Annotated in this window: 24 protein-coding genes; 8 read left to right on the top strand and 16 right to left on the bottom strand. The window is 52.5% G+C overall.

The annotated features are described in order from the left end of the window. The first annotated feature begins 68 nt into the window (after positions 1-68). A complete protein-coding gene (locus HV107_RS20815) occupies positions 69-929 on the top strand; it encodes a fructosamine kinase family protein (protein ID WP_182060648.1) in 861 nt (286 codons plus the stop codon). 37 nt (positions 930-966) lie between these two features. Here the strand turns inward: HV107_RS20815 and HV107_RS20810 are convergent, their stop codons facing one another. Continuing rightward, positions 967-1,503, bottom strand: coding sequence for a YniB family protein (locus tag HV107_RS20810; protein ID WP_182060647.1), 537 nt, complete (start codon positions 1,501-1,503; stop codon positions 967-969). A 149-nt stretch (positions 1,504-1,652) separates the two neighbouring features. On the opposite strand from HV107_RS20810, the gene hxpB reads away from it, so the two are divergent. From hxpB to HV107_RS20785, 5 genes are all read left to right on the top strand, one after another. Beyond that, positions 1,653-2,324 carry a hexitol phosphatase HxpB gene (gene hxpB, locus HV107_RS20805; protein WP_182060646.1) on the top strand — a complete coding sequence of 224 codons (672 nt, stop codon included), beginning with the start codon at positions 1,653-1,655 and terminating at the stop codon, positions 2,322-2,324. Positions 2,325-2,461: 137 nt separating this feature from the next. Then, positions 2,462-3,223 (top strand): 2-dehydro-3-deoxy-D-gluconate 5-dehydrogenase KduD, encoded by a 762-nt coding sequence (gene kduD, locus HV107_RS20800; RefSeq protein WP_182060645.1) that lies wholly within the window; start codon positions 2,462-2,464, stop codon positions 3,221-3,223. 93 nt (positions 3,224-3,316) lie between these two features. Beyond that, positions 3,317-3,907, top strand: coding sequence for a metal-dependent hydrolase (locus HV107_RS20795; RefSeq protein ID WP_182060644.1), 591 nt, complete (start codon positions 3,317-3,319; stop codon positions 3,905-3,907). A 126-nt stretch (positions 3,908-4,033) separates the two neighbouring features. Next, positions 4,034-5,425 carry an L-cystine transporter gene (locus HV107_RS20790; protein ID WP_182060643.1) on the top strand — a complete coding sequence of 464 codons (1,392 nt, stop codon included), beginning with the start codon at positions 4,034-4,036 and terminating at the stop codon, positions 5,423-5,425. An 81-nt stretch (positions 5,426-5,506) separates the two neighbouring features. Further along, positions 5,507-6,864 (top strand): IS3 family transposase gene (locus HV107_RS20785; protein WP_105318584.1). Its coding sequence is split into 2 segments (ribosomal slippage): positions 5,507-5,969 and positions 5,969-6,864, totalling 1,359 coding nucleotides; the frame shifts between segments, so codons are not numbered across the junction. A gap of 53 nt (positions 6,865-6,917) precedes the next feature. Here HV107_RS20785 and cedA read toward each other — a convergent pair. The 8 genes from cedA to osmE form a co-directional block, all read right to left on the bottom strand. After that, the gene (gene cedA / locus HV107_RS20780) at positions 6,918-7,172 is read right to left on the bottom strand and encodes a cell division activator CedA (RefSeq protein ID WP_220458416.1); all 255 of its coding nucleotides are present in this window, start codon (positions 7,170-7,172) and stop codon (positions 6,918-6,920) included. A gap of 213 nt (positions 7,173-7,385) precedes the next feature. Then, the gene (gene chbG / locus HV107_RS20775; protein ID WP_182060641.1) at positions 7,386-8,144 is read right to left on the bottom strand and encodes a chitin disaccharide deacetylase; all 759 of its coding nucleotides are present in this window, start codon (positions 8,142-8,144) and stop codon (positions 7,386-7,388) included. An 11-nt stretch (positions 8,145-8,155) separates the two neighbouring features. After that, positions 8,156-9,511 carry a 6-phospho-beta-glucosidase gene (locus HV107_RS20770; RefSeq protein WP_182060640.1) on the bottom strand — a complete coding sequence of 452 codons (1,356 nt, stop codon included), beginning with the start codon at positions 9,509-9,511 and terminating at the stop codon, positions 8,156-8,158. A 111-nt stretch (positions 9,512-9,622) separates the two neighbouring features. Further along, a complete protein-coding gene (gene chbR, locus HV107_RS20765) occupies positions 9,623-10,441 on the bottom strand; it encodes a transcriptional regulator ChbR (protein WP_182060639.1) in 819 nt (272 codons plus the stop codon). A 29-nt stretch (positions 10,442-10,470) separates the two neighbouring features. Continuing rightward, positions 10,471-10,818 carry a PTS N,N'-diacetylchitobiose transporter subunit IIA gene (chbA, locus tag HV107_RS20760; protein WP_014069884.1) on the bottom strand — a complete coding sequence of 116 codons (348 nt, stop codon included), beginning with the start codon at positions 10,816-10,818 and terminating at the stop codon, positions 10,471-10,473. Between the two features lie 47 nt (positions 10,819-10,865). Beyond that, positions 10,866-12,224, bottom strand: a complete 1,359-nt coding sequence (gene chbC, locus HV107_RS20755; RefSeq protein ID WP_014069883.1) for a PTS N,N'-diacetylchitobiose transporter subunit IIC — start codon at positions 12,222-12,224, stop codon at positions 10,866-10,868. Between the two features lie 80 nt (positions 12,225-12,304). Beyond that, positions 12,305-12,646, bottom strand: a complete 342-nt coding sequence (chbB, locus tag HV107_RS20750) for a PTS N,N'-diacetylchitobiose transporter subunit IIB (protein ID WP_259349714.1) — start codon at positions 12,644-12,646, stop codon at positions 12,305-12,307. 256 nt (positions 12,647-12,902) lie between these two features. Then, positions 12,903-13,247 (bottom strand): osmotically-inducible lipoprotein OsmE, encoded by a 345-nt coding sequence (gene osmE / locus HV107_RS20745; RefSeq protein WP_182060638.1) that lies wholly within the window; start codon positions 13,245-13,247, stop codon positions 12,903-12,905. 231 nt (positions 13,248-13,478) lie between these two features. Here osmE and nadE point away from each other — a divergent pair, with 231 nt between their 5' ends. Continuing rightward, positions 13,479-14,306 (top strand): ammonia-dependent NAD(+) synthetase, encoded by an 828-nt coding sequence (nadE, locus tag HV107_RS20740; protein ID WP_182060637.1) that lies wholly within the window; start codon positions 13,479-13,481, stop codon positions 14,304-14,306. A 153-nt stretch (positions 14,307-14,459) separates the two neighbouring features. Further along, on the top strand, positions 14,460-15,338 hold the full coding sequence (cho, locus tag HV107_RS20735; RefSeq protein ID WP_220458415.1) for an excinuclease Cho: 879 nt from the start codon (positions 14,460-14,462) through the stop codon (positions 15,336-15,338). Here cho and ves read toward each other — a convergent pair. From ves to HV107_RS20700, 7 genes are all read right to left on the bottom strand, one after another. Further along, positions 15,316-15,873, bottom strand: coding sequence for an environmental stress-induced protein Ves (gene ves, locus HV107_RS20730; protein WP_014069878.1), 558 nt, complete (start codon positions 15,871-15,873; stop codon positions 15,316-15,318). The two genes, cho and ves, sit on opposite strands and share 23 nt — an antisense overlap. A gap of 295 nt (positions 15,874-16,168) precedes the next feature. Next, entirely contained in the window at positions 16,169-16,666 is a 498-nt protein-coding gene (spy, locus tag HV107_RS20725; protein ID WP_182060635.1) for an ATP-independent periplasmic protein-refolding chaperone Spy, read from the bottom strand. Positions 16,667-17,037: 371 nt separating this feature from the next. Then, a complete protein-coding gene (gene astE, locus HV107_RS20720) occupies positions 17,038-18,003 on the bottom strand; it encodes a succinylglutamate desuccinylase (RefSeq protein ID WP_182060634.1) in 966 nt (321 codons plus the stop codon). Between the two features lie 10 nt (positions 18,004-18,013). Then, the gene (gene astB, locus HV107_RS20715) at positions 18,014-19,339 is read right to left on the bottom strand and encodes an N-succinylarginine dihydrolase (protein ID WP_182060633.1); all 1,326 of its coding nucleotides are present in this window, start codon (positions 19,337-19,339) and stop codon (positions 18,014-18,016) included. After that, positions 19,326-20,813, bottom strand: a complete 1,488-nt coding sequence (astD, locus tag HV107_RS20710; protein WP_182060632.1) for a succinylglutamate-semialdehyde dehydrogenase — start codon at positions 20,811-20,813, stop codon at positions 19,326-19,328. Before astD ends, astB begins: the two co-directional genes overlap by 14 nt. Then, entirely contained in the window at positions 20,810-21,844 is a 1,035-nt protein-coding gene (astA, locus tag HV107_RS20705) for an arginine N-succinyltransferase (protein WP_182060631.1), read from the bottom strand. Before astA ends, astD begins: the two co-directional genes overlap by 4 nt. Then, positions 21,841-23,061 (bottom strand): aspartate aminotransferase family protein, encoded by a 1,221-nt coding sequence (locus HV107_RS20700; RefSeq protein WP_182060630.1) that lies wholly within the window; start codon positions 23,059-23,061, stop codon positions 21,841-21,843. The genes astA and HV107_RS20700 overlap by 4 nt, the downstream gene beginning before the upstream one ends. Positions 23,062-23,283 lie beyond the last annotated feature (222 nt).

Here is a 23,283-nt window from a genome sequence, read left to right as displayed (position 1 = left end):
AGTTCGTATTTTTTTACAGCGGTTTTGCGCTAACTTTATGATCTGGCAGACAACATGGGAGAGACATCATGTGGCAGGCTATCAGTCATCTTTTAAGTGAGCAACTGGGTGAAGGTGAAATTGAACTGCGTAACGAACTGCCAGGCGGAGAGATCCACGCCGCATGGCATTTACGCTACGCAGGACGTGATTTCTTCGTGAAGTGTGATGAACGGGAGCTTCTCCCTATCTTCACTGCCGAAGCCGACCAGTTAGAGCTATTATCTCGCAGCAAGACCGTAACAGTCCCTCAGGTCTGGGCGTTAGGCAGCGATCGTGACTACAGCTTTCTGGTCATGGATTATCTCCCTGCCCGTCCGTTAGATGCCCATAATGCCTTTATTCTTGGGCAGCAGCTGGCGCGTCTGCACCAGTGGAGCGACCAGCCCCAGTTTGGGCTAGATTTTGATAACGATCTCTCCACCACTCCGCAACCCAATACCTGGCAACGCCGCTGGTCAACCTTCTTTGCCGAACAACGTATCGGCTGGCAGCTTGAGTTGGCTGCGGAAAAAGGGCTGGAATTTGGCAATATCGACGCCATTGTTGAACATGTTCAGCAACGTCTTGCTTCGCATCAGCCGCAACCTTCGCTGCTGCATGGCGATTTATGGTCAGGAAACTGCGCGCTGGGTCCAGATGGGCCATTTATTTTCGACCCGGCCTGCTACTGGGGCGACCGAGAGTGCGACCTTGCCATGCTGCCTCTCCATCCTGAACAGCCTGCGCAAATCTACGACGGGTATCAGTCAGTTTCGCCACTCCCGGCAGACTTCCTACAGCGCCAGCCGGTTTACCAGCTTTACACCCTGATTAACCGTGCGATTTTGTTTGGCGGCGAGCACCTCGTGAATGCCCAGCGTGCGCTGGAGCGCGTACTGGCGGCATAAGACAGGAACGGGTGGGCCAGATGCCACCCGTTAATTCTTATAAAAAACCGAGTAACGAGAAGAAGAAATATCCGGCCACGATAATTATCACCGGCAGGATGTAGAGCGGGAAAATTTGCAGGAAAATGGTGTGACGCGGGACCACAATGCGGGACTCAATTTGCTCGCGGCTCATTCCTTCTGTCCCTTTCGCCTGCTCCAGAATCAGCTGGTCTTCCACACCTTCACGCAAAAAGCGTGTCTGACGGCTCATTCTGGCACCCGATGCCTGGAGCGCCATCGCCACAAAGATCAGGGCATAGATTATCCAGAATCCGACATTGAGCTTCTGATGAAAATCGGGTGTTGGCGAGTTGAACCAGAAGAAGTTTAAAAAAGGCGTATTAAAGCGCATCATCTCAATCATAACATGCGCAAAATCAAGCATTACCGCATTGATACCCGGCTGTTTTTCGCTGTGATCGTACATAAACTTAAGCACAGAAATCAGCGTGGAAATCACGGCCGGAATAAAGATCACCCACCCGGCAATACGTTTTAAGACAGCAATGCGTCCAGCTTGTTGATACGTCATCAGTTCCCCTTCCAAAAGACGCGTTATTTGTGCCTAAGTCTACCTGCTGCCCATCATTTTCGCCCGCTCTTTAAAGGCAATATGCTAAATTGCAGACTGCACTTAGCACTTATCGTCTGTCGTACACCCTGAATTAAGGAGAAGTTGTGATGTCGACACCGCGCCAAATTCTTGCCGCTATTTTTGACATGGATGGATTACTTATTGATTCCGAGCCGCTGTGGGATCGTGCAGAACTGGATGTCATGGCCAGCCTTGGCGTGGACATTCGTCGCCGTAACGAACTTCCCGATACGCTCGGGTTACGTATCGACATGGTGGTTGAACTTTGGTACGCCCACCAGCCGTGGATTGGGCCCGACCGCGACGAAGTGACTGCGCGCATTATCAATCGCGCGATTGCCCTGGTTGAAGAGAACCGCCCGTTGTTACCCGGCGTGCGTGACGCAATCGCCCTGTGCAAAGCGCAAGGCCTTAAGGTTGGGCTGGCTTCTGCTTCACCGCTGCATATGCTGGAAAAAGTGCTGACGATGTTCGAGCTGCGTGACAGCTTTGATGCACTGGCATCGGCAGAAAAGCTCCCCTACAGCAAGCCGCATCCACAGGTCTACATGGACTGCGCCACGAAGCTTGGGCTTGATCCTCTCAGCTGTGTTGCGCTGGAAGATTCCGTTAACGGCATGGTGGCATCGAAGTCTGCGCGGATGCGCTCAATTGTCGTCCCTGCCGAAGAAGGCCGGCACGATCCGCGCTTTGCGCTTGCTGACGTTAAACTTGCCTCGCTGAACGACCTTACAGTGCAACACCTGCGCGGTGAATAACCCATTCTCTCAGGCAGCACTCGCTGCCTGAATCTGCAAATCACAAAAATAAAACATCGTTTCATTTTATTTGCTTTTCTGCTTATTGCCTCCTATTCTTGGGTCAGAACGACAATAACCCTACTTCTGAGGCGCATATGATACAGGATACCTTCACTCTTTCTGGAAAAGTGGCCATCGTCACCGGGTGTGATACCGGGCTTGGACAAGGAATGGCCGTTGCGCTGGCTCAGGCCGGGTGTGATATCGTGGGGGTAAACCGGAAAATCCCTGAAGAAACGGCCGCCCGGGTCACCGCCCTCGGCAGACGTTTTCTGGCGATTAGGGCCGACCTCGGCCAGCAGGAAAGTATTCATGACGTCGTCACTAAAGCGGTTGCAGAGATGGGGCACGTCGATATTCTGGTGAATAATGCAGGCACCATCCGCCGTGAAGACGCACTTTCCTTCAGTGAAAAAGACTGGGACGAGGTCGTTGACCTGAATCTGAAATCTGTCTTTTTCCTTTCTCAGGCAGTCGCCCGGCAGTTTATTGTCCAGGGCCAGGGCGGTAAAATCATCAACATTGCCTCTATGCTCTCGTTCCAGGGCGGTATCCGCGTTCCCTCTTATACGGCCTCGAAAAGTGGCGTCCTTGGTATCACCCGCCTTCTGGCAAATGAGTGGGCGGCTCAGGGGATTAACGTCAATGCGATTGCGCCGGGCTACATGGCAACCAACAATACACAGCAGTTACGTGATGATGAGCAACGCAGCCAGGCGATCCTTGACCGTATTCCTGCGGGGCGATGGGGGTTACCCGAGGATCTGCAAGGCCCGGTAGTATTCCTGGCGTCACCGGCATCAGACTACATTAATGGTCACACCTTAGCCGTTGATGGCGGTTGGCTCGCACGCTAGCGCAGTTTGTGACAAAGAGTTACACCGTCACCTCTTCCGTCCACTGTATAAAAACCCTATACTGTATGAATTGACAGTTTCCTGGGTTTTATCATGACGGCGGAAGGCCACCTGCTTTTTTCTATTGCTTGTGCAGTGTTTGCCAAAAACGCTGAGCTAACGCCCGTGCTGGCCCAGGGTGACTGGTGGCATATTGTGCCTTCAGCGGTGCTGACCTGCCTGCTACCCGATATCGATCACCCTAAGTCATTTCTTGGGCAGCGGTTGAAGTGGGTTTCCAAACCCATCGCCCGGGCGTTTGGTCACCGGGGGTTCACTCACAGCCTGCTGGCCGTATTTGGTCTGTTGACCCTCTTCTATTTAAAGGTTCCTGAAAGCTGGATTGTGCCCGCAGATGCTATTCAGGGCATGGTACTCGGCTATCTGAGCCATATTCTCGCCGATATGCTGACCCCTGCGGGTGTACCGCTGCTGTGGCCGTGCCGCTGGCGGTTCCGCCTGCCGATTCTTGCCCCGCAGAAAGGTAATCAGCTGGAGCGCTTTTTATGCATGGCGCTTTTTGCCTATGCCGTGTGGATGCCGCAAACCTTGCCCGAAAATGGTGCAGTTCGCTGGTCTTCTCAGATGATCAATTCGCTGCAATTTCAGTTCAATCGATTTATTAATAATCAAATTGAACATTAAACCCGCAAATTCAACGCATTTGTCATAACCCATTCCATTTGGATATAAGCGCTACATCACACTTCTGCTAACCTTGCGCCAACAGGTTCGGGAATACCGACCACATAATAAATCAGGAGAACGGGGATGAACTTTCCACTCATCGCGAACGTGGTTGTGTTCGCTATTTTGCTATTGCTTCTGGCTCAGGCGCGCCACAAACAGTGGAGCCTGGCAAAGAAAGTACTGATCGGTCTGGGTATGGGTGTCGTGTTTGGTCTGGCATTACAGGCTATTTACGGCTCAGATAATCCGGTACTGAAAGATTCTATTCAGTGGTTCAACATCGTGGGTAACGGCTACGTACAGCTGCTACAGATGATCGTTATGCCGCTGGTGTTTGCTTCTATTCTGAGTGCCGTTGCACGTCTGCATAACGCCACTCAGTTAGGTAAAATCAGTTTTCTGACCATCGGCACGCTGCTGTTCACCACGCTGATTGCCGCACTGGTGGGTGTTCTGGTGACCAACCTGTTTGGTCTGACCGCAGAAGGTCTGGTGCAAGGCTCTGCTGAAACCGCGCGTCTGGCTGCCATTCAGTCTAACTACGTGGGCAAAGTCGCCGACCTGACCGTTCCGCAAATGGTGCTCTCCTTCATTCCGAAGAACCCGTTTGCTGACCTGACCGGTGCGAACCCAACCTCCATTATCAGTGTGGTTATCTTCGCAGCCTTCCTGGGTGTGGCAGCACTGAAACTGCTGAAAGACGATGCTCCGAAAGGTGAACGCGTTCTGACGGCTATCGATACCCTGCAAAGCTGGGTAATGAAGCTGGTGCGTCTGGTGATGCAGTTAACACCATACGGCGTACTGGCCCTGATGACCAAAGTCGTCGCAGGATCTAACTTGCAGGACATCATTAAGCTGGGTAGCTTTGTGGTTGCCTCTTACCTGGGTCTGGGCATCATGTTCGTGGTGCATGGCATCCTGCTGGGTGTGAACGGCGTTAGCCCGCTGAAATACTTCCGCAAAGTGTGGCCGGTACTGACATTTGCCTTCACCAGCCGTTCCAGCGCAGCATCCATTCCGCTGAACGTTGAAGCGCAAACCCGTCGTCTGGGTGTGCCTGAATCTATCGCCAGCTTCTCTGCTTCCTTTGGCGCTACCATCGGTCAGAATGGTTGTGCGGGTCTTTACCCGGCAATGCTGGCAGTGATGGTTGCTCCTACTGTGGGTATTAACCCGCTCGACCCGGTGTGGATTGCAACGCTTGTGGGCATTGTCACCGTGAGCTCCGCAGGTGTTGCTGGTGTGGGCGGCGGTGCGACCTTTGCAGCGCTGATCGTATTGCCTGCGCTGGGTCTGCCGGTCACTCTGGTTGCGCTGCTGATTTCCGTAGAGCCGCTGATTGATATGGGCCGTACCGCACTGAACGTGAGCGGCTCCATGACCGCGGGTACACTGACAAGCCAGTGGTTAAAACAGACTGACAAAGCTGTTCTGGAAAGTGAAGACGACGTCGAACTGGCGCACCGTTAATCACTGGTGAATTAAAAAAACCGCCTGATTGAAGTGAACCCCGAAAGTTGGACATCCAACGATTAGGGGTTTTGCGTTTCAATGGGCAGAAAAAAATACTCACCTGAATTCAAGCAGCAAGTCGTACTCCACTATCTGTTCAGCAGTGATGGTGCAAAGAAAACAGCGCGGTTGTTCGGCGTTGATCACGGAGCGGTCAGACGCTGGACTGAGCACTGGAAAGTGAATGGGATGGACAGTTTTACCATTCCTACCAGGGCTTACTCTGCCGAGTTTAAAGAGTCTGTCGTGCTCTGGATGCAGCAACACAACAAATCATCCCGGAAAGCTGCGGCGGAGTTTCGTATTGCAGCCGCTTGTACTGTCAGCAAATGGGAGCGTCTTTACCGTACTGGCGGTATCATTGCCCTACAGGATAAACCCAGAGGACGCCAGATGAAGTCAGGGAAGAACGAAACTTCAGATAAAGAACTTAATAATCCCCGTCCAGCGTTCCAGAACGCTGAGGAAGAACTTGAATACCTGCGTGTTGAGAATGCCTACCTAAAAAAGCTTCAGGCCTTGATTCGGGAAAAGCAGAAGACAAAGCAAAAATAATTACCGAATTGAGGCGAAACCATAACCTGAGAATGCTGCTTCATATAGCAGGATTACCTCGCAGCACGTACTACTGGCATGTCAAAGCAGATAGCCGTGGAGAGCGCTATGAGGGCGAACAGCAAAGAATAGCCGCACTGTTCCACTATCATAAAGGACGATATGGTTACCGGCGCATTACCCTGGCGTTGCGTAATGAAGGCTATGGCATTAATCATAAAACAGTACGGAAACTGATGCGCAAGATGGGGCTGGCCTCATGCCTGAGAAGCAAAAAGTATCAGTCATACAAAGGCACCTACGGTAAAGTAGCGCCAAATACCCTTGCACGTGATTTTAAGGCCAGCAGTCCAAACCAGAAATGGGTCACGGATGTGACAGAGTTCAACGTAAAAGGGACAAAGCTGTATCTGTCACCAGTGCTTGATCTGTATAACAGCGAGATAATAGCCTGGAATATGACGACGCATCCGGGAATGAATCTGGTCGAAAACATGCTCAGCAAAGCCGTCAAGAGGCTGAAACCGGGTGACAGACCGGTACTGCACTCTGATCAGGGTTGGCAGTATCAGATGGCACGGTATCAGGAGAAACTTAAAGCTAAAGGCATAGAACAAAGCATGTCGCGCAAAGGGAACTGTCTGGACAATGCAGTGATAGAAAATTTTTTTGGTCTGCTGAAAACAGAATGTTGGTACCACGAAGAGTTTGAAAATACAGACCATCTACGAAAAACGGTGGAAGAGTATATCCACTACTACAACAACGAACGAATCAAGCTAAAACTAAACGGCCTGAGTCCGGTACAATACCGAACCCAGGCCATGTCAGCCGCCAGTTAAGAACGTGTCCAATATATGGGGTTCACTTCATGATGGCGGTTTTTTTATAGTTGTTATTCTTCAACATCTTCATCCTGGCGGGTCTGTACCGCCCAGCGCTGCGCCGATTCCGGCACCGTAAACACAGGGGAACGACGGAAGTGTTCGCCTATCAGCACAAAGGCCACGTATTTTCCCCGTAGCTGCCAGACATCGCGAAAACCATCCACTTTCAGAGCATGGTCAGGCGGAGCGGGTTCAACGCGGGGCACATAGCTAATAACCTGGCGGTTTTGTTGACGAAGAGGTTTCATAAGAGACTGGTTCACTAAAGCAAATTCTGGAAACAGGAAAATTCTATGATAGCCGATCCTTCCCCCACGCGTCGCGCCTTCCATGCTGTATGTCCTTTCTTTTGCTCGTATCGACCTAAAAACCGTACGACCTGATGCCCTCACCCAATCTCCCCACGGGAGAAAGAGAAAACAAAAAAAACGGTAACGCCTGTTACCGTTTTGCTTTTACCTCGTACCCGGCACTGCTTACAGATCCTTGAACGTCCCCAGACGATACCCGCGCTCGGCAATCGCATATTTCAGTGATGCCGATGTCAACACATCCAGCTCCGCCAGGCGTGGCCAGCAGTAGGCGCTTTTGCGCACGGTGTTGTCGACAAACGCCGGGTGCGCCATCACCTCCAGCGATCGTTCACCGCGAGCAGCGGAATCATCCAGCACGCTCAGAAACAGTGCTTCGCTTATCTCATCACCGTAAAATGCGCTACTGAAACCTTCGGTCGTTGCCGCAGACGATAACAACAGCCCGTGCAGCGCCTGTACTTCACGATCCACACGCATCGCCACCCCTTTACGGCGTGCAAAATCAGCAACAATCGGGAATATCGCCGGGATCATATGCACGTGATGATGGCTATCAATATGCGTCGGCTCACAACCGAAGAGATCGACAAACCGGTTGAACTGACAATCCAGCTCACGGGTAATTTCCTCAAGTGGCAACGTATTCTGCTCGGCCATTTCCCAGATCCATTTACCCAACTGTCCATCGCGTGTCAGCCCTGGCATCGGTGAAATCGGCATCCCGAGTGTGAGGACAAAGTGCATCCCCACCCCCAGCTCCGGGACTTCACGGCTCAGGGATGCCGCATGGTCAACCGCCTCGCCGTTGACAAGCGCAGTGGTCGAGGTCACCACACCCCGGCGACAGGCTTCAATGATGCCGTAGTTCTGCCCTTTCGACAGGCCAAAATCGTCGGCGTTTACGATCAGCAGGTTTTCCATCGCTCTCCCTCTTAACGGTGGTTGAACTTCAGTTTCTCAACCGTTGCAGCAAAGTTTGGCAGCCATTTTTCATGCGCCAGGATCATCTCGCTCGCCAGCTGTTCTGCGTCACGATCGGAATGCACCAGCGGGCTCAGGTTCAGCGCCAGAAGCACATCATTCAGCTCGCCGCTCAGCGCCGCGTTGCTTGCAGCCACTTCAAACCCTTTGATTGTGTGGATGAGCCCCATGACTTTGTCATCAAAGTGAGTGATACGCGGATGTGGTTTCGCGCCATCGCGACCCAGGATGCAAGTCATCTCAACTGCCCAGTCAGCCGGAATGTTGTCGATGTGTCCATGGTGCGGCACGTTGACGTAGTGCTCTGCCTGCTTGTCGTTGTAGATAGCGTTGATCACTTCACAGGCTGCGTCTGAATAGTACGCCCCGCCGCGCTGTTCCAGCTCTTTTGGTTTCACGTTCAGGTTTGGATCTTTGTACAAATCAAACAGTTGTTTTTCAACTTTCTGCACTACCTGCGCACGCGCGCCGCCTTTATAGTACTCGCCCATTTCGATGGCCAGCATCTCTTTCTGCTTGAAGTAGTAAAGCAGATACGAACATGGCAGCAGGTTCAGGGAGCGGATCAGCCCTTCGCTGAACGGCAGATCGAAGATATTTTTAACTGATGCCGCGGTCAGGCGACCCGAAGCCACGCCGTCCAGCAGTGCAGCAAAGCGCGATTTACCGTTAACAATCACATCTTTGATAAAGACCATGTGGTTCAGGCCGAACAGATCGATGGAGAGGTCGTCGCTGTCGCTCAGTTCCAGCACGTCGCTGATAAACATTTTCATGCCGATCGGAATGTTACACACACCGATAAAGCGTTTAAAACCGGTATGACGATAGACGGCTTCGGTCACCATGCCAGCCGGGTTGGTAAAGTTAATTACCCACGCATTCGGGCAAATTTCTTCCACATCTTTGATGATGTCGAAAATAACCGGAATGGTACGCAGACCTTTAAACAGACCACCCGCGCCGTTGGTTTCCTGGCCCAGATAACCGTGGCTCAGCGGGATGCGCTCGTCCAGTTCACGTGCTTTCAACTGGCCTACTCGCAGCTGAGTTGTCACGAAGTCGGCATCTTTCAGCGCCAGACGGCGATCCAGTGTTTTATGCACGGTTAACGGTACGCCCGCTTTTTCGACCATACGCTTGCACAGTTCGAAAATAATATTCAGCTTCTCTTGCCCTTCTTCAACGTCCACCAGCCATAATTCGCTGACCGGCAACTCATGATAACGCTTCAGAAAACCTTCGAGTAATTCCGGGGTATAACTGCTGCCGCCGCCAATGGTTACGACTTTTAATTTCTGTTGCATAATATCTCCCTTAACGTATCAGGTTAACCGCCTGCAAAGTATAGCGCTCTCGTCCCGCTATTTTGGGCAAGCAATTACGTCAATATTTCTGGCGGATAATACCGCCGATAGTCAATTAATTACCGTTAAGTTTTTCCGGTAACTGTTTGGCGTGAATGAGGTGAATTTTTTAAATGTTTTAATAAACAGGCTGGGACTACTGTAGCCGGACTCATACGCAATATCGGTTACAGAGTAGTTGGTAATTTCCAGTTGTTTTTTTGCAAAGTTGATGCGGATCTCATTAATAATTTGCACCGGCGTCTTGCGATAGTAACGCTGCGTTGCCCGGGTTAAATATTCCTGAGATTTACCTGACAGGGTCACCATATTCTCCAGCGCGTTGTCGCTGAACTGGCCTTTATCGTGCATAAGCTCGACGGTGCCACGTAACCACTGTGGGATATCGTCAATCACCTGCTGCTCTTCACGATGGTGACGCAGGCGGTTCATCACGTAGAAGGTTACCGTTTCAATAAACTCGTCGAACTCATTGTCGCGGAAGTTAAGTGAAGCAATGACCGTTTCTATCCAGGTCATAAACTCGTTTTTAACGCGATACACCTGTGACGCCACAAAGCAGAACGGCACCAGCGGCAGATAGTGTTTCTCAAAGAAGCGTTTGCTGACGCCGACATTGAGAATACGCGTCGCGCCAAATTCGTAAAAGCTCTGGTGGTAGGAGCCCATCGGCAGGAAGACAAAATCACCACGTTCCAGCAGAACACGCTTACCGTTGATCTCCTGGTAGTAACGTCCGGTCAGAACAATCGTGAACTCGTAGTAGTCATGCTGGTGCAGGCCACTGGCGCTCTCCGTCTTGTTGTAAATAACCACGTGAAAATTCTTGCCATTAAACAGTTGCTGCTCAAGTGCGGTTTTAATTTCCATCGTGCTGACCTCCTGCTACTCAATCTGACTTAGTGCATTTTTTCGTGAAGCTCGATTAACTCCGCCACCAGCTCGCGCGCCAGCATCGAAGTCATCAGGTGATCCTGTGCATGAACCAGCACCAGACTCACTTTCATTTTCCCTTCGCCCTGGTCGCCTTCGATGAGCTTCGTCTGTACCAGATGCGCTTCATTCAGTGCGGTACGGGACTGATCCATCATGGTTTTCGCTGCGGCGAAATCACCCTGCTTAGCCTGCTTGAGTGCGGCATAAGCCAGGCTGCGTGCTTGTCCTGAATTGATGATAAGGCCCATCACCACTTCTTCCAGGTCGTTTTCTTCGGTTTCTTCAGCAACGATACTATCCAAATCTAACATCTTTTAGCTCCTTTTCGCTGGCGCGGGTTGCCCCGCGCCGGTCAAACTTAGAATTTCAGTGAGAGGGCAATATCTTCTTCGCTCTCTTCTTCATCGATGATGGTTGCGGCTTTGTTCGCAATCGCCACGAACGGCATATAAAGCAGTGTTGCAATCCCGAGGTTGAATATCGCCAGCAGGAAGGCCGCGATGCTACCGTTGGTGTTGAAGAACGCGCCCAGACCTGCCGGCATTGTCCACGGTGCAATGTTGGTGATTGGCGGGATAATACCCAGGTAATACGCCGTCAGGGTAATGGCGGCCAGCAGCGGCTGAATCAGAATGAACGGAATGAACATTACCGGGTTCATGATGATTGGCAGACCAAACAGAATCGGCTCGTTAATCTGGAAGATGCCAGATGGCAGCGCCAGTTTCGCAACCTGACGGTAGTCAGCGCGACGAGAGACAATAAAGACCGCGATGATAAGACCCAGCGTTGCCCCTGTACCACCCAGGAAGATATAGGAGTCAAGCATCGGCTTCGCCCACACATGGAAGGTTTTACCGGCTGCCAGTGCCGCATCAACGGAACCGTACTGCTGGTAAAGCGCAACGTTTTCCAGTGCCCACGGGGTCATGATGCCGCTGTCCAGCGCTGCCAGTGCCAGTGAACCATGCACGCCGAAGAACCACAGCAGAGAGGTGAAAATCACGTACGCCCAACCAACCACGCCACCCATCGACGCCAGTGGCGTAGAGATAGAGTCCATGATTATCTGGTGGAAGTTTGTACCCCAGTGAGAAAGCGCCCAGGCAATAATCCCCATGATGGAGAGAATAATGAAGCCTGGAATCAACGCGGAAAATGAACGAGAAACAGATTCAGGAACACTGTCCGGCAAGCGAATAACCCAGTTGCGGCGGACAATAAAGGTGAACATCTCGGCAACCACCAGACCGATCACAATACCGGAAATAATGTTTGCACCACCTAACCAGTTAGCGCCTACAGCATACGCTTCACCCACGCTGTAAGGGGTAACGGTCATAAAGGCAGCAACGGATAATAAGCCCGCTGCCAGCGGATCCACTTTACGCTCTTCTGCAAGCGCCATCCCGATAAAGAATGGCGCCATCAGCGACATAATACCCAACGTACCGTTGTATACGTTGCCGCCGATGGCTTTAAAACCATTAAGGGTTTCAATTGTAGAAGCGTCTAACCGAATTCCTAATGAATAAAAGAAGGAACCTTCACCAAAGCTCAGAAAAACGTTGTTAATTAAAACGAACATTGCCCCGGCCAGCGTCAACGGCATTAATTTAATAAAACCGTTTTTGATGGCATTAACGTGAGGCTGCTTTCCTATTTTAACAGCAAAAGGAAGGAGTACCTTTTCAAGTGAAGCGATGACTTTACTCATAGGAAAATACCCTTAAATGCCGTAACTCATGTTACGGCGTATTGTGTGTGAAATAACTCTTTGACGGGAAAAATAAAAAATTAATTAGCAGCTTTTTTAATTGCTGCAACAGCAGCTTTCAATACACCTAAACCATCGATCTTGCCGTACAGCCCCGAGTCGATAACTTCGACCGGTTTATTCGGTAACAGACGTTGAATTTCTGGCAACATGTAAGCGATTTGCGGCCCTAAGAGCACAACATCGGCACTCTGACCCTTTTCACCCGCCAGCGTTTCAGGAAACGCTTCAATCACCACAGGGACTTCATATTTTTCAGCCTGCGCACGCATCTTGGAAACCAGCAGTGAGGTTGACATGCCTGCAGAGCAAAACAGGTAGATATGTTTCTTTTCCATAGTAACTTCCCTCTTTTTAACCACCCGACGTCGCACTCTCACTCGACTCGCTATCCCGGCTGACGGATGGTTCGCTTACCATTGTTTGTCGTTGGAGTGAGTATACGCAATGGTACAGAGAGGGGATAATTCTGAACAGACACAAATTGTCTCTCATTGACCTGGCTTGTTGACTACCTTCACATTTCGGGCAAATAATTCGCGCAAAGAAATAAGATTTTCCAATACATAAAAAAACCGGCCATCTGGCCGGTTTTTTTACATACTCAGGCAAGCAGGGTTACTGCGCCTTAGTTGCCTGCGGATCGGTATCGTATTCGGCACAGGTCTGATAACCGGAATTGATCACGTGTCCCGTGTCATCCAGAGCAACAAAGTAGGTTTCAGCCTTACCATCACGTTGACCCAGGATATAGGTCTGGCAGGTCCCTTTTGCATGAATCATGGTAATTTCAGAAGAAGGTGTACCGGCAATCGCTGCCACCTGCGAACGCGTCATACCTTTTTTGACATCTTTAACTACGGGCTGTGTGAACTGATCTTTGGTGCGATCGTAAGCCGTACACCCTGCCAGCATAGTCAGAACCGCCGCTGCACTTAGAATTCCTGCTACATTCTTGTTCATATTCCGTCCTCTTGTATATCAGCGTGTTATCTAAGCATGGAATAAAAAGTACTATTGTTCAACTTTGTGATTTACGCCAGACGAATTTCGGATAATTCATCTAAAACAAAGATAACCTGCTAAATCGCCGTAAATTGCCGCACTCAAAACTGTGATCCTTGTCGTTTTACGCCCAAAGGGTTAATTTTAACGGATCATACATTCTGTTTAGTTCTGCATATGGAGGGCGTAATGGCTCTGCAACAAGAGATTATTCAGGCGCTTGGCGTCAAGCCAGCGGTCGATGCACACGAAGAGATCCGCCGTAGCGTCGATTTTTTAAAATCCTATTTAAAAACAAACCCTTTCCTGAAGTCACTAGTACTGGGCATCAGTGGAGGTCAGGATTCCACGCTGACCGGCAAACTGTGCCAACAGGCCATTTCAGAACTGCGGGAAGAGACCGGAGATATTGCGCTGCAATTTATTGCTGTGCGCCTTCCGTATGGTGTGCAGACCGATGAACAGGATTGTCAGGACGCCATTACCTTCATTCAGCCCGATCGTGTGCTTACCGTGAACATCAAAGGGTCAGTGCTGGCGAGTGAACAGGCGCTGCGCGAGGCAGGCATTGAGCTGAGCGATTTTGTCCGTGGTAACGAGAAAGCGCGCGAGCGTATGAAAGCACAATACAGCATTGCAGGTATGACCAAAGGAGTCGTGGTAGGGACTGACCATGCAGCAGAGGCCGTTACCGGCTTCTTCACCAAATATGGTGACGGTGGTACCGACATTAACCCTATCTTCCGTCTCAACAAGCGTCAGGGTAAGCAGTTACTTGCCGCTCTGGGTTGCCCGGAACATTTATATAAGAAAGCACCTACGGCCGACCTGGAAGACGATCGCCCTTCCCTGCCGGATGAAGCTGCGCTGGGTGTGACCTATGAAAATATTGATGATTACCTGGAAGGTAAAACGCTGGATGCAGGTACCGCGAAGATTATCGAAGGCTGGTACCTGAAAACCGAGCACAAGCGTCACACGCCGATCACGGTGTTCGACAATTTCTGGAAGAGATAGTCTCCTTTTCCCGGTGGCGCTTCGCTTGCACGGTCCTACTATATAGGTCGGGTAAGCAAAGTGCCTCCCGGCAATTCCCCCTGCGCCACAGCCTCTTTTTTAACCACCCCACACCTGCTAGACTGTATGCATAAACAGTATCCGGAGTGCTATGTGAGCAGGCGTCAATCTGCCCCGCGTCTTGAGTTTGAAGCGGCGGCTATATATGAATATCCCGAACATCTTCGCCCCTGGCTTGAAGCATTACCGAAACAGCCGGGCGTGTATCTCTTTCACGGCGAAAGCGACACTCTGCCGCTGTATATCGGCAAAAGCGTCAATATTCGCAGCCGGGTTATGTCCCATTTCCGCACGCCGGATGAGGCGGCAATGCTTCGCCAGTCCCGGCGAGTCACCTTTATCCGGACGGCTGGCGAGCTGGGTGCGCTGTTGCTTGAGGCACGCCTGATTAAAGAACAACAACCGCTTTTTAATAAACGCCTGCGCCGCAATCGCCAGCTCTGCTCTTTACAGATACTCAACGGCAAGCCGCAGGTGGTTTACGCGCGTGAAGTCGATTTCGCTCATACGCCCAACCTGTATGGCCTGTTTGCCAGTAAACGTGCCGCGCAGCAAACATTGCAGACGCTGGCTGACGAACTCCAGCTCTGTTACAGCCTGTTGGGGCTTGAAGCCACAACCAGAGGTCGCGCCTGTTTTCGCTCCGCGCTAAAGCGCTGTGCCGGAGCCTGCTGTGGAAAAGAGAGTATTGCGGATCACCAGGCACGTTTGCTTGCCGGGCTTGCGGCCATCAGCATTACCTGCTGGCCGTGGAAAGGCGCCATTGCGCTAAAAGAAACCGGGGATGAAATGACGCAATATCACATCATCCGCAACTGGCTATGGTTGGGGACGGTCGACAGCGTAGACGATGCGACAGCATTACTGCGCATACCCGCCGGATTCGATCACGATGGCTACAAAATTCTCTGTAAGCCATTATTCACCGGCGAGTATGAGGTTATTTCACTCAATGACCTGCCAGCCAGATGATCTCACCAAACAGCAGCGTGCCTTCGGATTCAAGCAGACGCAGGGTATGCGTCCCGTCATCCCAGCTGGCACCCTGATCCGCCGTCAGCAGTTTATCGCCAAGCTGCCATGCGCCGCTGAGCACAAACGCCACACCGCCGCGTGAAGCAAACGTGGTGAAGGTACGGTCGGCCACGCGTACTTTCGCTTTACAGCGATCGCGACGGGTCATGACGTTGAAGTCCATCGACATCTGGCCATCACTGAGCAGAGCCTTCACCGGCAGATCGCCTGTGAAGCTAAAGGGCTGGTGGTGCTTCAGGGTATGGCAAAATGCCTGACCGGCATCCAGCGTCACTTCTCCCCCTTCCAGCAGGGTAATAACCCGGTCGACCCCCGGGAAAGAAGAGAATTCGCCGTTGCTGGCGATAGTCGCAATACTGGCGCGCCAGGAAAAATCGCGCGTCGCGGGAGGAAAACAGCAAATTTCACGTGTCTCGCCGGCACCATTGCGCCAGAGACTGACCGGCATTTTACGGATATCAAAGAACTCCATCACCACTCCTGAAAGGCACAACATGTGCCAGGGCAGCAATATCGCTATCACTGCATTCTTGGTTGTTATCGTTGGGAACTCACAGACGTATTATCGGCAGCAGAACGCGCAGGCCTTAGTCGGGCGGAAAGAAAAAAACGCCATGACTCTGCTGAACATTCTCTGGAGCGACTACAGGAGGATACCGCGCTTCTGGCGGCAGACAAGAGGGTGTAAAAGAAAAAACCGCCGGTCCTGTCCACAGCGTTTGCGCTTTTGTGGACAGGATCCCGGCGGTCTTAAGATGTTGAACCGATTATTCGGTTGGTGCAGGCATTTTACCTTCCGGCGCCGGGCGTTCTGTCAGACGCTTCTCAAAATTGGCATTAAATTGTTTTTTCTGTTCCGGGGTCAGAATGTTGTAGATCTTGTTCTGGGTTTCCATGCGAGCCAGCATTCCTGCTTTGTGCTGTTCAGCCATTTTGTCGATCTGCGCTTCGGCTTTCGCTTTATCGAAGCTGTCGCTGGCGATGATGTCATGCATCGCGCGGCGTTCTTCCAGCGGCGGACGTTTCATCTGATCACGCTGGCTTTTCATGATGTCGCGAACCTGCAGTTTCTGTGCATCGGTCAGGTTCAGATCATTGAACATCATCATGTCGTGGTGCATCCCCGGCTTGCCTTTATGATGCATCATCATTTTGCCTTCAGTTGGCGCGGCAGTCGTGGTGGTCGCGGTATCTGCGGCGAACGCCATGCTGGTAGCGCCCAGAGCCAGGGTAGAAGCAACAAACAGTGCAGTTAACTTACGCATAATTTATTTCCTTACTTTCAGTTATTCTTCGGCGCTATGCCGTGTTGACGAGATTAACTTTACGGGGTTTATCGTCAATAAGTCAGAGCAACGGTAAAACAATGAAAGTGTAAAAAACAAATTATCGCCAAATGTGGAGAAATTAAGGATAAAACGTGGAGAGTTGAAACAAAAATATACAACATGGTGATTTTAAAGAGATTATGAAGGAGTATATAGAATCGATGATTATTTTAAAAGCAAATAACCAGGAATAATCTGCAAAAAACAGCATTCCGCAATAATAGCTAAGAAAATAAGTTTGTCAGTGTCAGTGAAAATAACTATTCGGGACTGCGGCCCACAGCCTGCTGCTGAGGGCCACAACAGTATTAACGCATTTTTTCCAGCATCAGCCCTGCTCGCAGGCCAAATGCCACAGAAGGGTTTGGAAACAGCACATACTCTGTTGTTTCATGCACTTCATAACGTTCATCACCATCCTCTGCCAGTAAAACCCCCTGACGAAACGGCGTGAAGTTCAGCGTATGCGCGGCCATGTGCAACTGGAACGCATCGCTGCGCCGCGTGATCTGCTGTACCACCCGATAGCGCTCAACATGTTCCTGGCAATGTTCTGGCGAAGTGCCACCCAGCAACGCCCGCAGCGCCAGATGCGTAGGGGCAAAACGCGAGAGATCGTTCTGCCCGAACGGCAGCGCCTTGCCCAGCTCCAGCGTGCAGGCCAGCGCGCCAAATTTATCGCAGGTGAAGTGGGTAAAGGTCCCGCCAGGCGACTGATGGAACACCAGTGCCTCAAGGCCCGCATCGCCCAGCCAGGCCAGGAATTCCTCATCCCACGGCTGATTACGCTGCGGTAAAACGCCAAATCGCACATGGTATGAGGCGCGGATCGCCGTATGCAAATCGAGATGCCAGCGGTTTTCCCCGCCAGTGGCGAAAAAGTCTGTCACCACATTTTCCAGCCACTGCGCGCGGTCGGTTTCATCACTTTGCGGGAAATGCGACCAGCGGCCACCAAACATCCGGTTAATGTCGCTGACGACATAACGTTTGTTTTGCGCCAGCGCCAGCGGGTTTCCTAATACCACCAGCAGCCGACAATGCAGGGCGATATCACCGCCATACAGCGCGTGTAACAGCAAATCGACAATCTCAACCGGCGCGGTTTCGTTGCCATGAATACCGCAAGAGAGCACCAATGACCGCTCGCTTGTCTCCCGTGGCGTCAGTTCAAGAACGCCCCGCCCCAGCCACCGCCAGCGGAACGAGGGGCCGTCACCTTCTTGCTGCTCGGGTGTTTCATCCGCCAGCGTCAGCGCCAGTAAATTCTCCATAACTGCTCCTTTAACGCTGGAACGGGTAAACAGAGCCCAGTTGCAGAATGGTGGTGAGGTCATCCAGCGCCTCACGTCCTTCGCGCAACAGTTGCGGGTCGACCAGATCGGCCTGGGTTAACCTGTCGCGGTAGTAGCGATCCACCCAGTTATTCAGCGTGTTAAACAGATTTTCATTCATCATCACCGCGGGATTAACCGCCTGCATCTCCTGCTGGGTTAACACCACGCGCAGGCGCAGACATGCTGGCCCACCGCCATTTGCCATGCTTTCGCGCAAGTCAAACACCCGCAATTCATCGATGGGGTTATCCGCCTTCACCAGTTCGCTCAGATAGCGCCACACGCCAGCGTGATTGCGCGATTCTTGCGGCAGTACCAGCACCATACTGCCGTCATCCCGGCTCAAAAGCTGGCTATTAAAGAGGTAGGTTTCTACTGCATCCTGCACGCTTACCGCGTCTGTTGGCACCTGCACCGGCATAAAGCCTGGCACGCGTTCATGCAGCGTGGCCAGAAGTTTGTCCTGATGCGCAAATGCCTGTTCATGGCAGAACAACACCTGGCGGTTAGAGACGGCAATCACGTCGTTATGGAACACGCCCTGATCGATAACGTGCGGGTTTTGCTGGGCAAAAATCACCTGCTGCGGGTTAACCTGGTTCAGACGAGCTACCGCCTGGCTTGCCGCCAGCGTCTGACGCGCCGGATAGCGGGATGGCGCCGTACTGCCGCCCTCGTCACGCCCGTAAATAAAGAGTTGCAGACCCGGTTCCCCGTAATCCCCACCCAGACGATTGTGGTTAGCGGCACCTTCATCGCCAAACATCGCCACCTGCGGCAGCGCCGGATGCACACTAAAATGCGCATCATGGCTGAAAATGGCGCGCAGGACACGCTCGGTGGTTTCCGCTTCAGTGGCGCGATGGAATTTGTTATTCAGGTTTGCAACGGTGAGATGCACTTTACCATCCAGCGTATCCGCTGAAGGCGCGACGGTTGCGGCATTCGCCACCCACATCGAAGACGCGGAACTGGCGGCGGAGAGCAGATAAGGTGCCTGAGTTCCGGCTTTCTCGACAACCTGCTCATCACTGCCGCTGAACCCCAGTTGGCGTAAAACCGGCACATTCGGGCGTTCCTGCGGCGGAATAACCGCCTGCGGAAACCCGGCATCCGCCAGCACTTTCATTTTCAGAAGCCCCTGCTTCGCCGCCAGCTTCGGATTAGACATCTGATAACGGTGCTTTGTAGAGGCCTCATTACCAAACGACAGTCCGGCGTAGTGGTGCGTAAGCCCCACAAGTCCGTCAAAGTTCACTTCACGCGCTTTCATGGCCATTCCCCTGCGTAAAATCCAGACCCGGGTTCAATGTTTCCGGCAGCGTCAGCGCTGGCGTTTCGAGGCTAGCCATCGGCCATGCGCAATAATCTGCGGCATACCACGCGCTCGCACGGTGGTTCCCCGACGCCCCCACGCCACCAAACGGCGCGGTGCTTGCCGCACCGGTAAGCGGTTTGTTCCAGTTAACAATCCCGGCTCGCGCTTCCAGCAGCAGCTGGTCGAATTTTTCACGCTGCGGCGAAATAAGCCCGCTCGACAGGCCATAACGGGTGTTATTCGCCATCACAATGGCGCTGTCAAAGTCATCGTAACGCCAGACGCACAGCAGCGGGCCAAAGACCTCTTCATCCGGTACGTTGCTCGCGCCGCTCATCTCAATAATGCCCGGCGTTAACAACGAAGTCCCCGCCTGCACCTGCCTGGGCTCCAGCAGCGTTTTCGCCCCACGCGCCACATGATCCTGCCAGGCTTTCAGCACGTTCAGCGCCGCGTGTTCAGAGATCAACCCGCCGATAAACGGCTGCGGATCGGCATCCCATTTTGCGGGCACCAGACGCGCAGTGACTTCAACCAGACGTTTCAGGAACGCATCACCTTGCGCGCCACGTTTTACCAGCAAGCGACGCGCACAGGTGCAGCGCTGCCCGGCGGTAATAAAGGCGGACTGAATGGTGAGATGCACTGCAGCATCGATATCATCAGGATCTTCAACAATCAACGGGTTATTGCCGCCCATCTCCAGCGCAAGAATTTTTTCCGGCTGCCCCGCCAGCTGGCGATGCAGCTGATACCCGGTTCCGGCGCTGCCGGTAAACAGCAAGCCGTCGATATCGCTAAGCGAACTCAGCGCCTGGCCGGTTTCACGTCCGCCCTGCACCAGGTTCAGCACCCCTGGCGGCAGGCCAGCCTGCTCCCAGAGTTTGACCACGGCTTCACCGCTCAGCGGCGTTAACTCGCTGGGTTTAAAAATCACGCTATTGCCCGCCAGCAGCGCAGGCACGATGTGTCCATTCGGCAGATGACCCGGGAAGTTGTACGGCCCAAACACCGCCAGCACGCCGTGTGGACGGTGGCGCAGGGTGGCCGCACCATCCGGCATCTCTGTCTGTTGCTCACCGGTACGGGTATGGTAAGCCTTCACTGAAATAGCGATTTTATTGATCATCGCTGTGACTTCAGTGGCTGCTTCCCAGCGAGGTTTACTGGTTTCTGACGCAATAATGCGCGTCAGCTCAGCTTTGTTGGCGTCGAGCAGTGCGGCAAATTTCTCAACCACCGCCTGGCGCATGGTAAAGGGCTGTTTGGCCCAGGCCGGGAACGAGCGTCTTGCCGCTCTACAGGCCTGTTCCACCTGCGCGGCACTGGCATCGTTCCCCTGCCACAGCACCTCTTTGCCCACCGGGTTGGTTTTAATGCGTTGTTCGCCTTCGCCCGTTACCCAGTCACCATTAATCCATAAACTCATGCTGTTTTCTCCTCAGGGCAGAGTCTCACCAGGCGAACCGTGTCGCCAGCATTACATTTCAGGGCATCCAGCTGCGCAGGCGTCAGCACCAGACGTTCACATTTCGGGTTGGTATGTACCAGCATGGCGCGGAAATTGTCATAGTGCTCGTTGGCAACCAGGCAGGCAGGCCACTCACCCGGAGCGGGCTGGCCTTCAGACACTTCTACCAGGCGGCTTTTGCGGATTGCGCGAACCCGGTCGATATCGCACTCAAGCGTTGGCCCACCGTCGAAGATGTCCACATAGTTACGGTAGCGGAAACCCTCTTTCTCAAGCACCGCGCGGGCAGGCGCAGTTTGCGGATGCACCTGGCCAATCACCGCCTGCGCTTCGGGGCTTAAGAAATGGGTATAGATAGGATGTTTTGGCATCAGTTCGGCAATAAAGGCTTTCTGCCCGGTGCCGCACAGATAATCCGCACGGCTGAACGCCATCGAGAAAAAGCGCTCGCCCAGGCTTTCCCAGAATGGGGAATACCCTTTGTCATCGATAACACCACGCATCTCGGCAACCACTTTTTCATTAAAACGATCGCGAAAAGCGGCCATAAACATAAAGCGCGACTTCGAGAGCAGATACCCGTTGCCCTCTTTGCGCCAGGCCGGATCCAGGAACAATGTGCAGAGTTCGCTTGCCCCGGTGTGGTCATTGCAGAGAAAAAGCGTTGGCAGCGCGTTATAAACGTTCAGCTCTTTCGATGCATGAACCATCGTGCCAACGCGGTAGTTGTACCACGGGTCGTTTAGCCCAACCGCCACCTCAATGGCACAAATCCCGGCAACGGTTCCCGTTTCAGTATCTTCCAGCACGAACACATAGCCCTGTTCGCTTTTTGGCAACGTCCCCTGCCAGGTATGCAGGGCGCGCTCAATGCGCGCCGACAGCGTTTTTTCATCAGCAGGAAGCGAGGTCAGCCCGCCTCCCGTCTTTCCGGCAAGCAGCATGAGCCCGGCAAGGTCGCCGCGCTCAACGGGACGGATGACCATCATGATGACACCCCGGATTTCACGTGTTCACAGGCCAGCGCAAAACGGTCTAAACCGGTTTTAACCTCTTCATCGCTAACGATAAGCGCAGGGGCAAACCGCACCACATTGGCACCGGCAATCAGCACCATCACGCCCATTTTTGCGGCTTCCTGTGAAATAAGTTTAGCTTTTCCGGCAAATTCAGGCGTGAGTTCGCAGCCAATTAACAGCCCCAGACCGCGGATCTCTTTAAACAATCCCGTCTTGCTGTTGATGGCGTTCAGACGCTCAACAAACCAGTTATGACGCTGCTTCACGCCATTAAGCACTTCTGGCGTATTGATGATATCCAGTACCTGGCCGGCCACAGCAGAAGCCAGCGGGTTACCGCCGTAGGTGGTTCCGTGGGTGCCGACCGTCATCACGCTCGCACATTTATTGGTGGTCAGCATCGCCCCGACCGGGAAACCGCCGCCCAGCGCTTTAGCGGTAGAGAGTACATCCGGCGTCACACCGTAGTGCATATAAGCATACAGTTCACCGGTACGGCCAACCCCGGTCTGCACTTCATCGAAAATCAGCAGCGCGTTGTGGCGGTCGCACAGTTCACGCAAACCTTGCAGGAACGCTTTTTGCGCCGGAAGCACGCCGCCTTCGCCCTGCATAGGTTCAACAATCACCGCGCAGGTGGTATCGTCAATCAGCTCTGCGGCCGATTGCAGATCGTTGTAAACGGCGTGGCGGATATCCGGTGGCAGTGGCGCAAAGTCTTGCGAATACAACGGCTGACCGCCTGCGCTCACTGTGAAGAGCGTACGGCCATGGAAGGCGTTCTTAAAGGCAACAATACCACTCTTATGCGCACCAAATTTATCGTGGGCATATTTACGTGCCAGCTTCAGCGCCGCTTCGTTGGCTTCTGCCCCGGAGTTACAGAAAAAGACTTTTTCGGCAAAAGTGGCATCAATCAGTTTTTTCGCCAGACGCAGCGCAGGCTCGTTGGTATAGCCGTTACCGGTGTGCCAGAACTTCGCAGCCTGATCGTTCAACGCCTGACGCAGCGCCGGGTGCGCATGGCCCAGCGCGTTTACCGCAATCCCACCCGCAAAGTCGATATACTCTTTGCCCTGCTGATCCCACAGGCGCGAGCCTTCCCCACGAACCGGAATAAAAGCCGCCGGAGCGTAAACCGGCATCATCCATTCATCGAAATTTTCACGCGTAATTGACAGAGACATAGCGACCTCATCCGGTAAATAAAAGGTTGTTTAAATGTTAAATAATTGAGTGTTTGCACTGTGAATGTAGATTGCAGACTTCGTGCCAGCCAGCGATAAAAATGCATAAAAGGGGTGAGAGAACAGAATATCAATAAGTTACGATATGGAGTTATTCACTGTTATTGCATAAAAAGTGAATATTTTTACGATACGCGGCGGTTTGCCGAACGAAAACATGAA

Origin of the sequence: Enterobacter sp. RHBSTW-00175 (assembly GCF_013927005.1) — a bacterium.
GTDB lineage: Bacteria > Pseudomonadota > Gammaproteobacteria > Enterobacterales > Enterobacteriaceae > Enterobacter.
The sequence above is the reverse complement of the archived record's forward strand: the minus strand, read 5'-3'. Positions and strand labels throughout refer to the sequence as shown.

Bases quoted from the DNA above. Each gene is read 5' to 3' on its own strand.
- HV107_RS20815 (WP_182060648.1), top strand. From the start codon at position 69: ATGTGGCAGGCTATCAGTCATCTTTTAAGTGAGCAACTGGGTGAAGGT.
- HV107_RS20810 (WP_182060647.1), bottom strand. From the start codon at position 1,503: ATGACGTATCAACAAGCTGGACGCATTGCTGTCTTAAAACGTATTGCC.
- hxpB (WP_182060646.1), top strand. From the start codon at position 1,653: ATGTCGACACCGCGCCAAATTCTTGCCGCTATTTTTGACATGGATGGA.
- kduD (WP_182060645.1), top strand. From the start codon at position 2,462: ATGATACAGGATACCTTCACTCTTTCTGGAAAAGTGGCCATCGTCACC.
- HV107_RS20795 (WP_182060644.1), top strand. From the start codon at position 3,317: ATGACGGCGGAAGGCCACCTGCTTTTTTCTATTGCTTGTGCAGTGTTT.
- HV107_RS20790 (WP_182060643.1), top strand. From the start codon at position 4,034: ATGAACTTTCCACTCATCGCGAACGTGGTTGTGTTCGCTATTTTGCTA.
- chbG (WP_182060641.1), bottom strand. From the start codon at position 8,144: ATGGAAAACCTGCTGATCGTAAACGCCGACGATTTTGGCCTGTCGAAA.
- HV107_RS20770 (WP_182060640.1), bottom strand. From the start codon at position 9,511: ATGCAACAGAAATTAAAAGTCGTAACCATTGGCGGCGGCAGCAGTTAT.
- chbR (WP_182060639.1), bottom strand. From the start codon at position 10,441: ATGGAAATTAAAACCGCACTTGAGCAGCAACTGTTTAATGGCAAGAAT.
- chbA (WP_014069884.1), bottom strand. From the start codon at position 10,818: ATGTTAGATTTGGATAGTATCGTTGCTGAAGAAACCGAAGAAAACGAC.
- chbC (WP_014069883.1), bottom strand. From the start codon at position 12,224: ATGAGTAAAGTCATCGCTTCACTTGAAAAGGTACTCCTTCCTTTTGCT.
- osmE (WP_182060638.1), bottom strand. From the start codon at position 13,247: ATGAACAAGAATGTAGCAGGAATTCTAAGTGCAGCGGCGGTTCTGACT.
- nadE (WP_182060637.1), top strand. From the start codon at position 13,479: ATGGCTCTGCAACAAGAGATTATTCAGGCGCTTGGCGTCAAGCCAGCG.
- ves (WP_014069878.1), bottom strand. From the start codon at position 15,873: ATGGAGTTCTTTGATATCCGTAAAATGCCGGTCAGTCTCTGGCGCAAT.
- spy (WP_182060635.1), bottom strand. From the start codon at position 16,666: ATGCGTAAGTTAACTGCACTGTTTGTTGCTTCTACCCTGGCTCTGGGC.
- astE (WP_182060634.1), bottom strand. From the start codon at position 18,003: ATGGAGAATTTACTGGCGCTGACGCTGGCGGATGAAACACCCGAGCAG.
- astB (WP_182060633.1), bottom strand. From the start codon at position 19,339: ATGAAAGCGCGTGAAGTGAACTTTGACGGACTTGTGGGGCTTACGCAC.
- astD (WP_182060632.1), bottom strand. From the start codon at position 20,813: ATGAGTTTATGGATTAATGGTGACTGGGTAACGGGCGAAGGCGAACAA.
- astA (WP_182060631.1), bottom strand. From the start codon at position 21,844: ATGATGGTCATCCGTCCCGTTGAGCGCGGCGACCTTGCCGGGCTCATG.
- HV107_RS20700 (WP_182060630.1), bottom strand. From the start codon at position 23,061: ATGTCTCTGTCAATTACGCGTGAAAATTTCGATGAATGGATGATGCCG.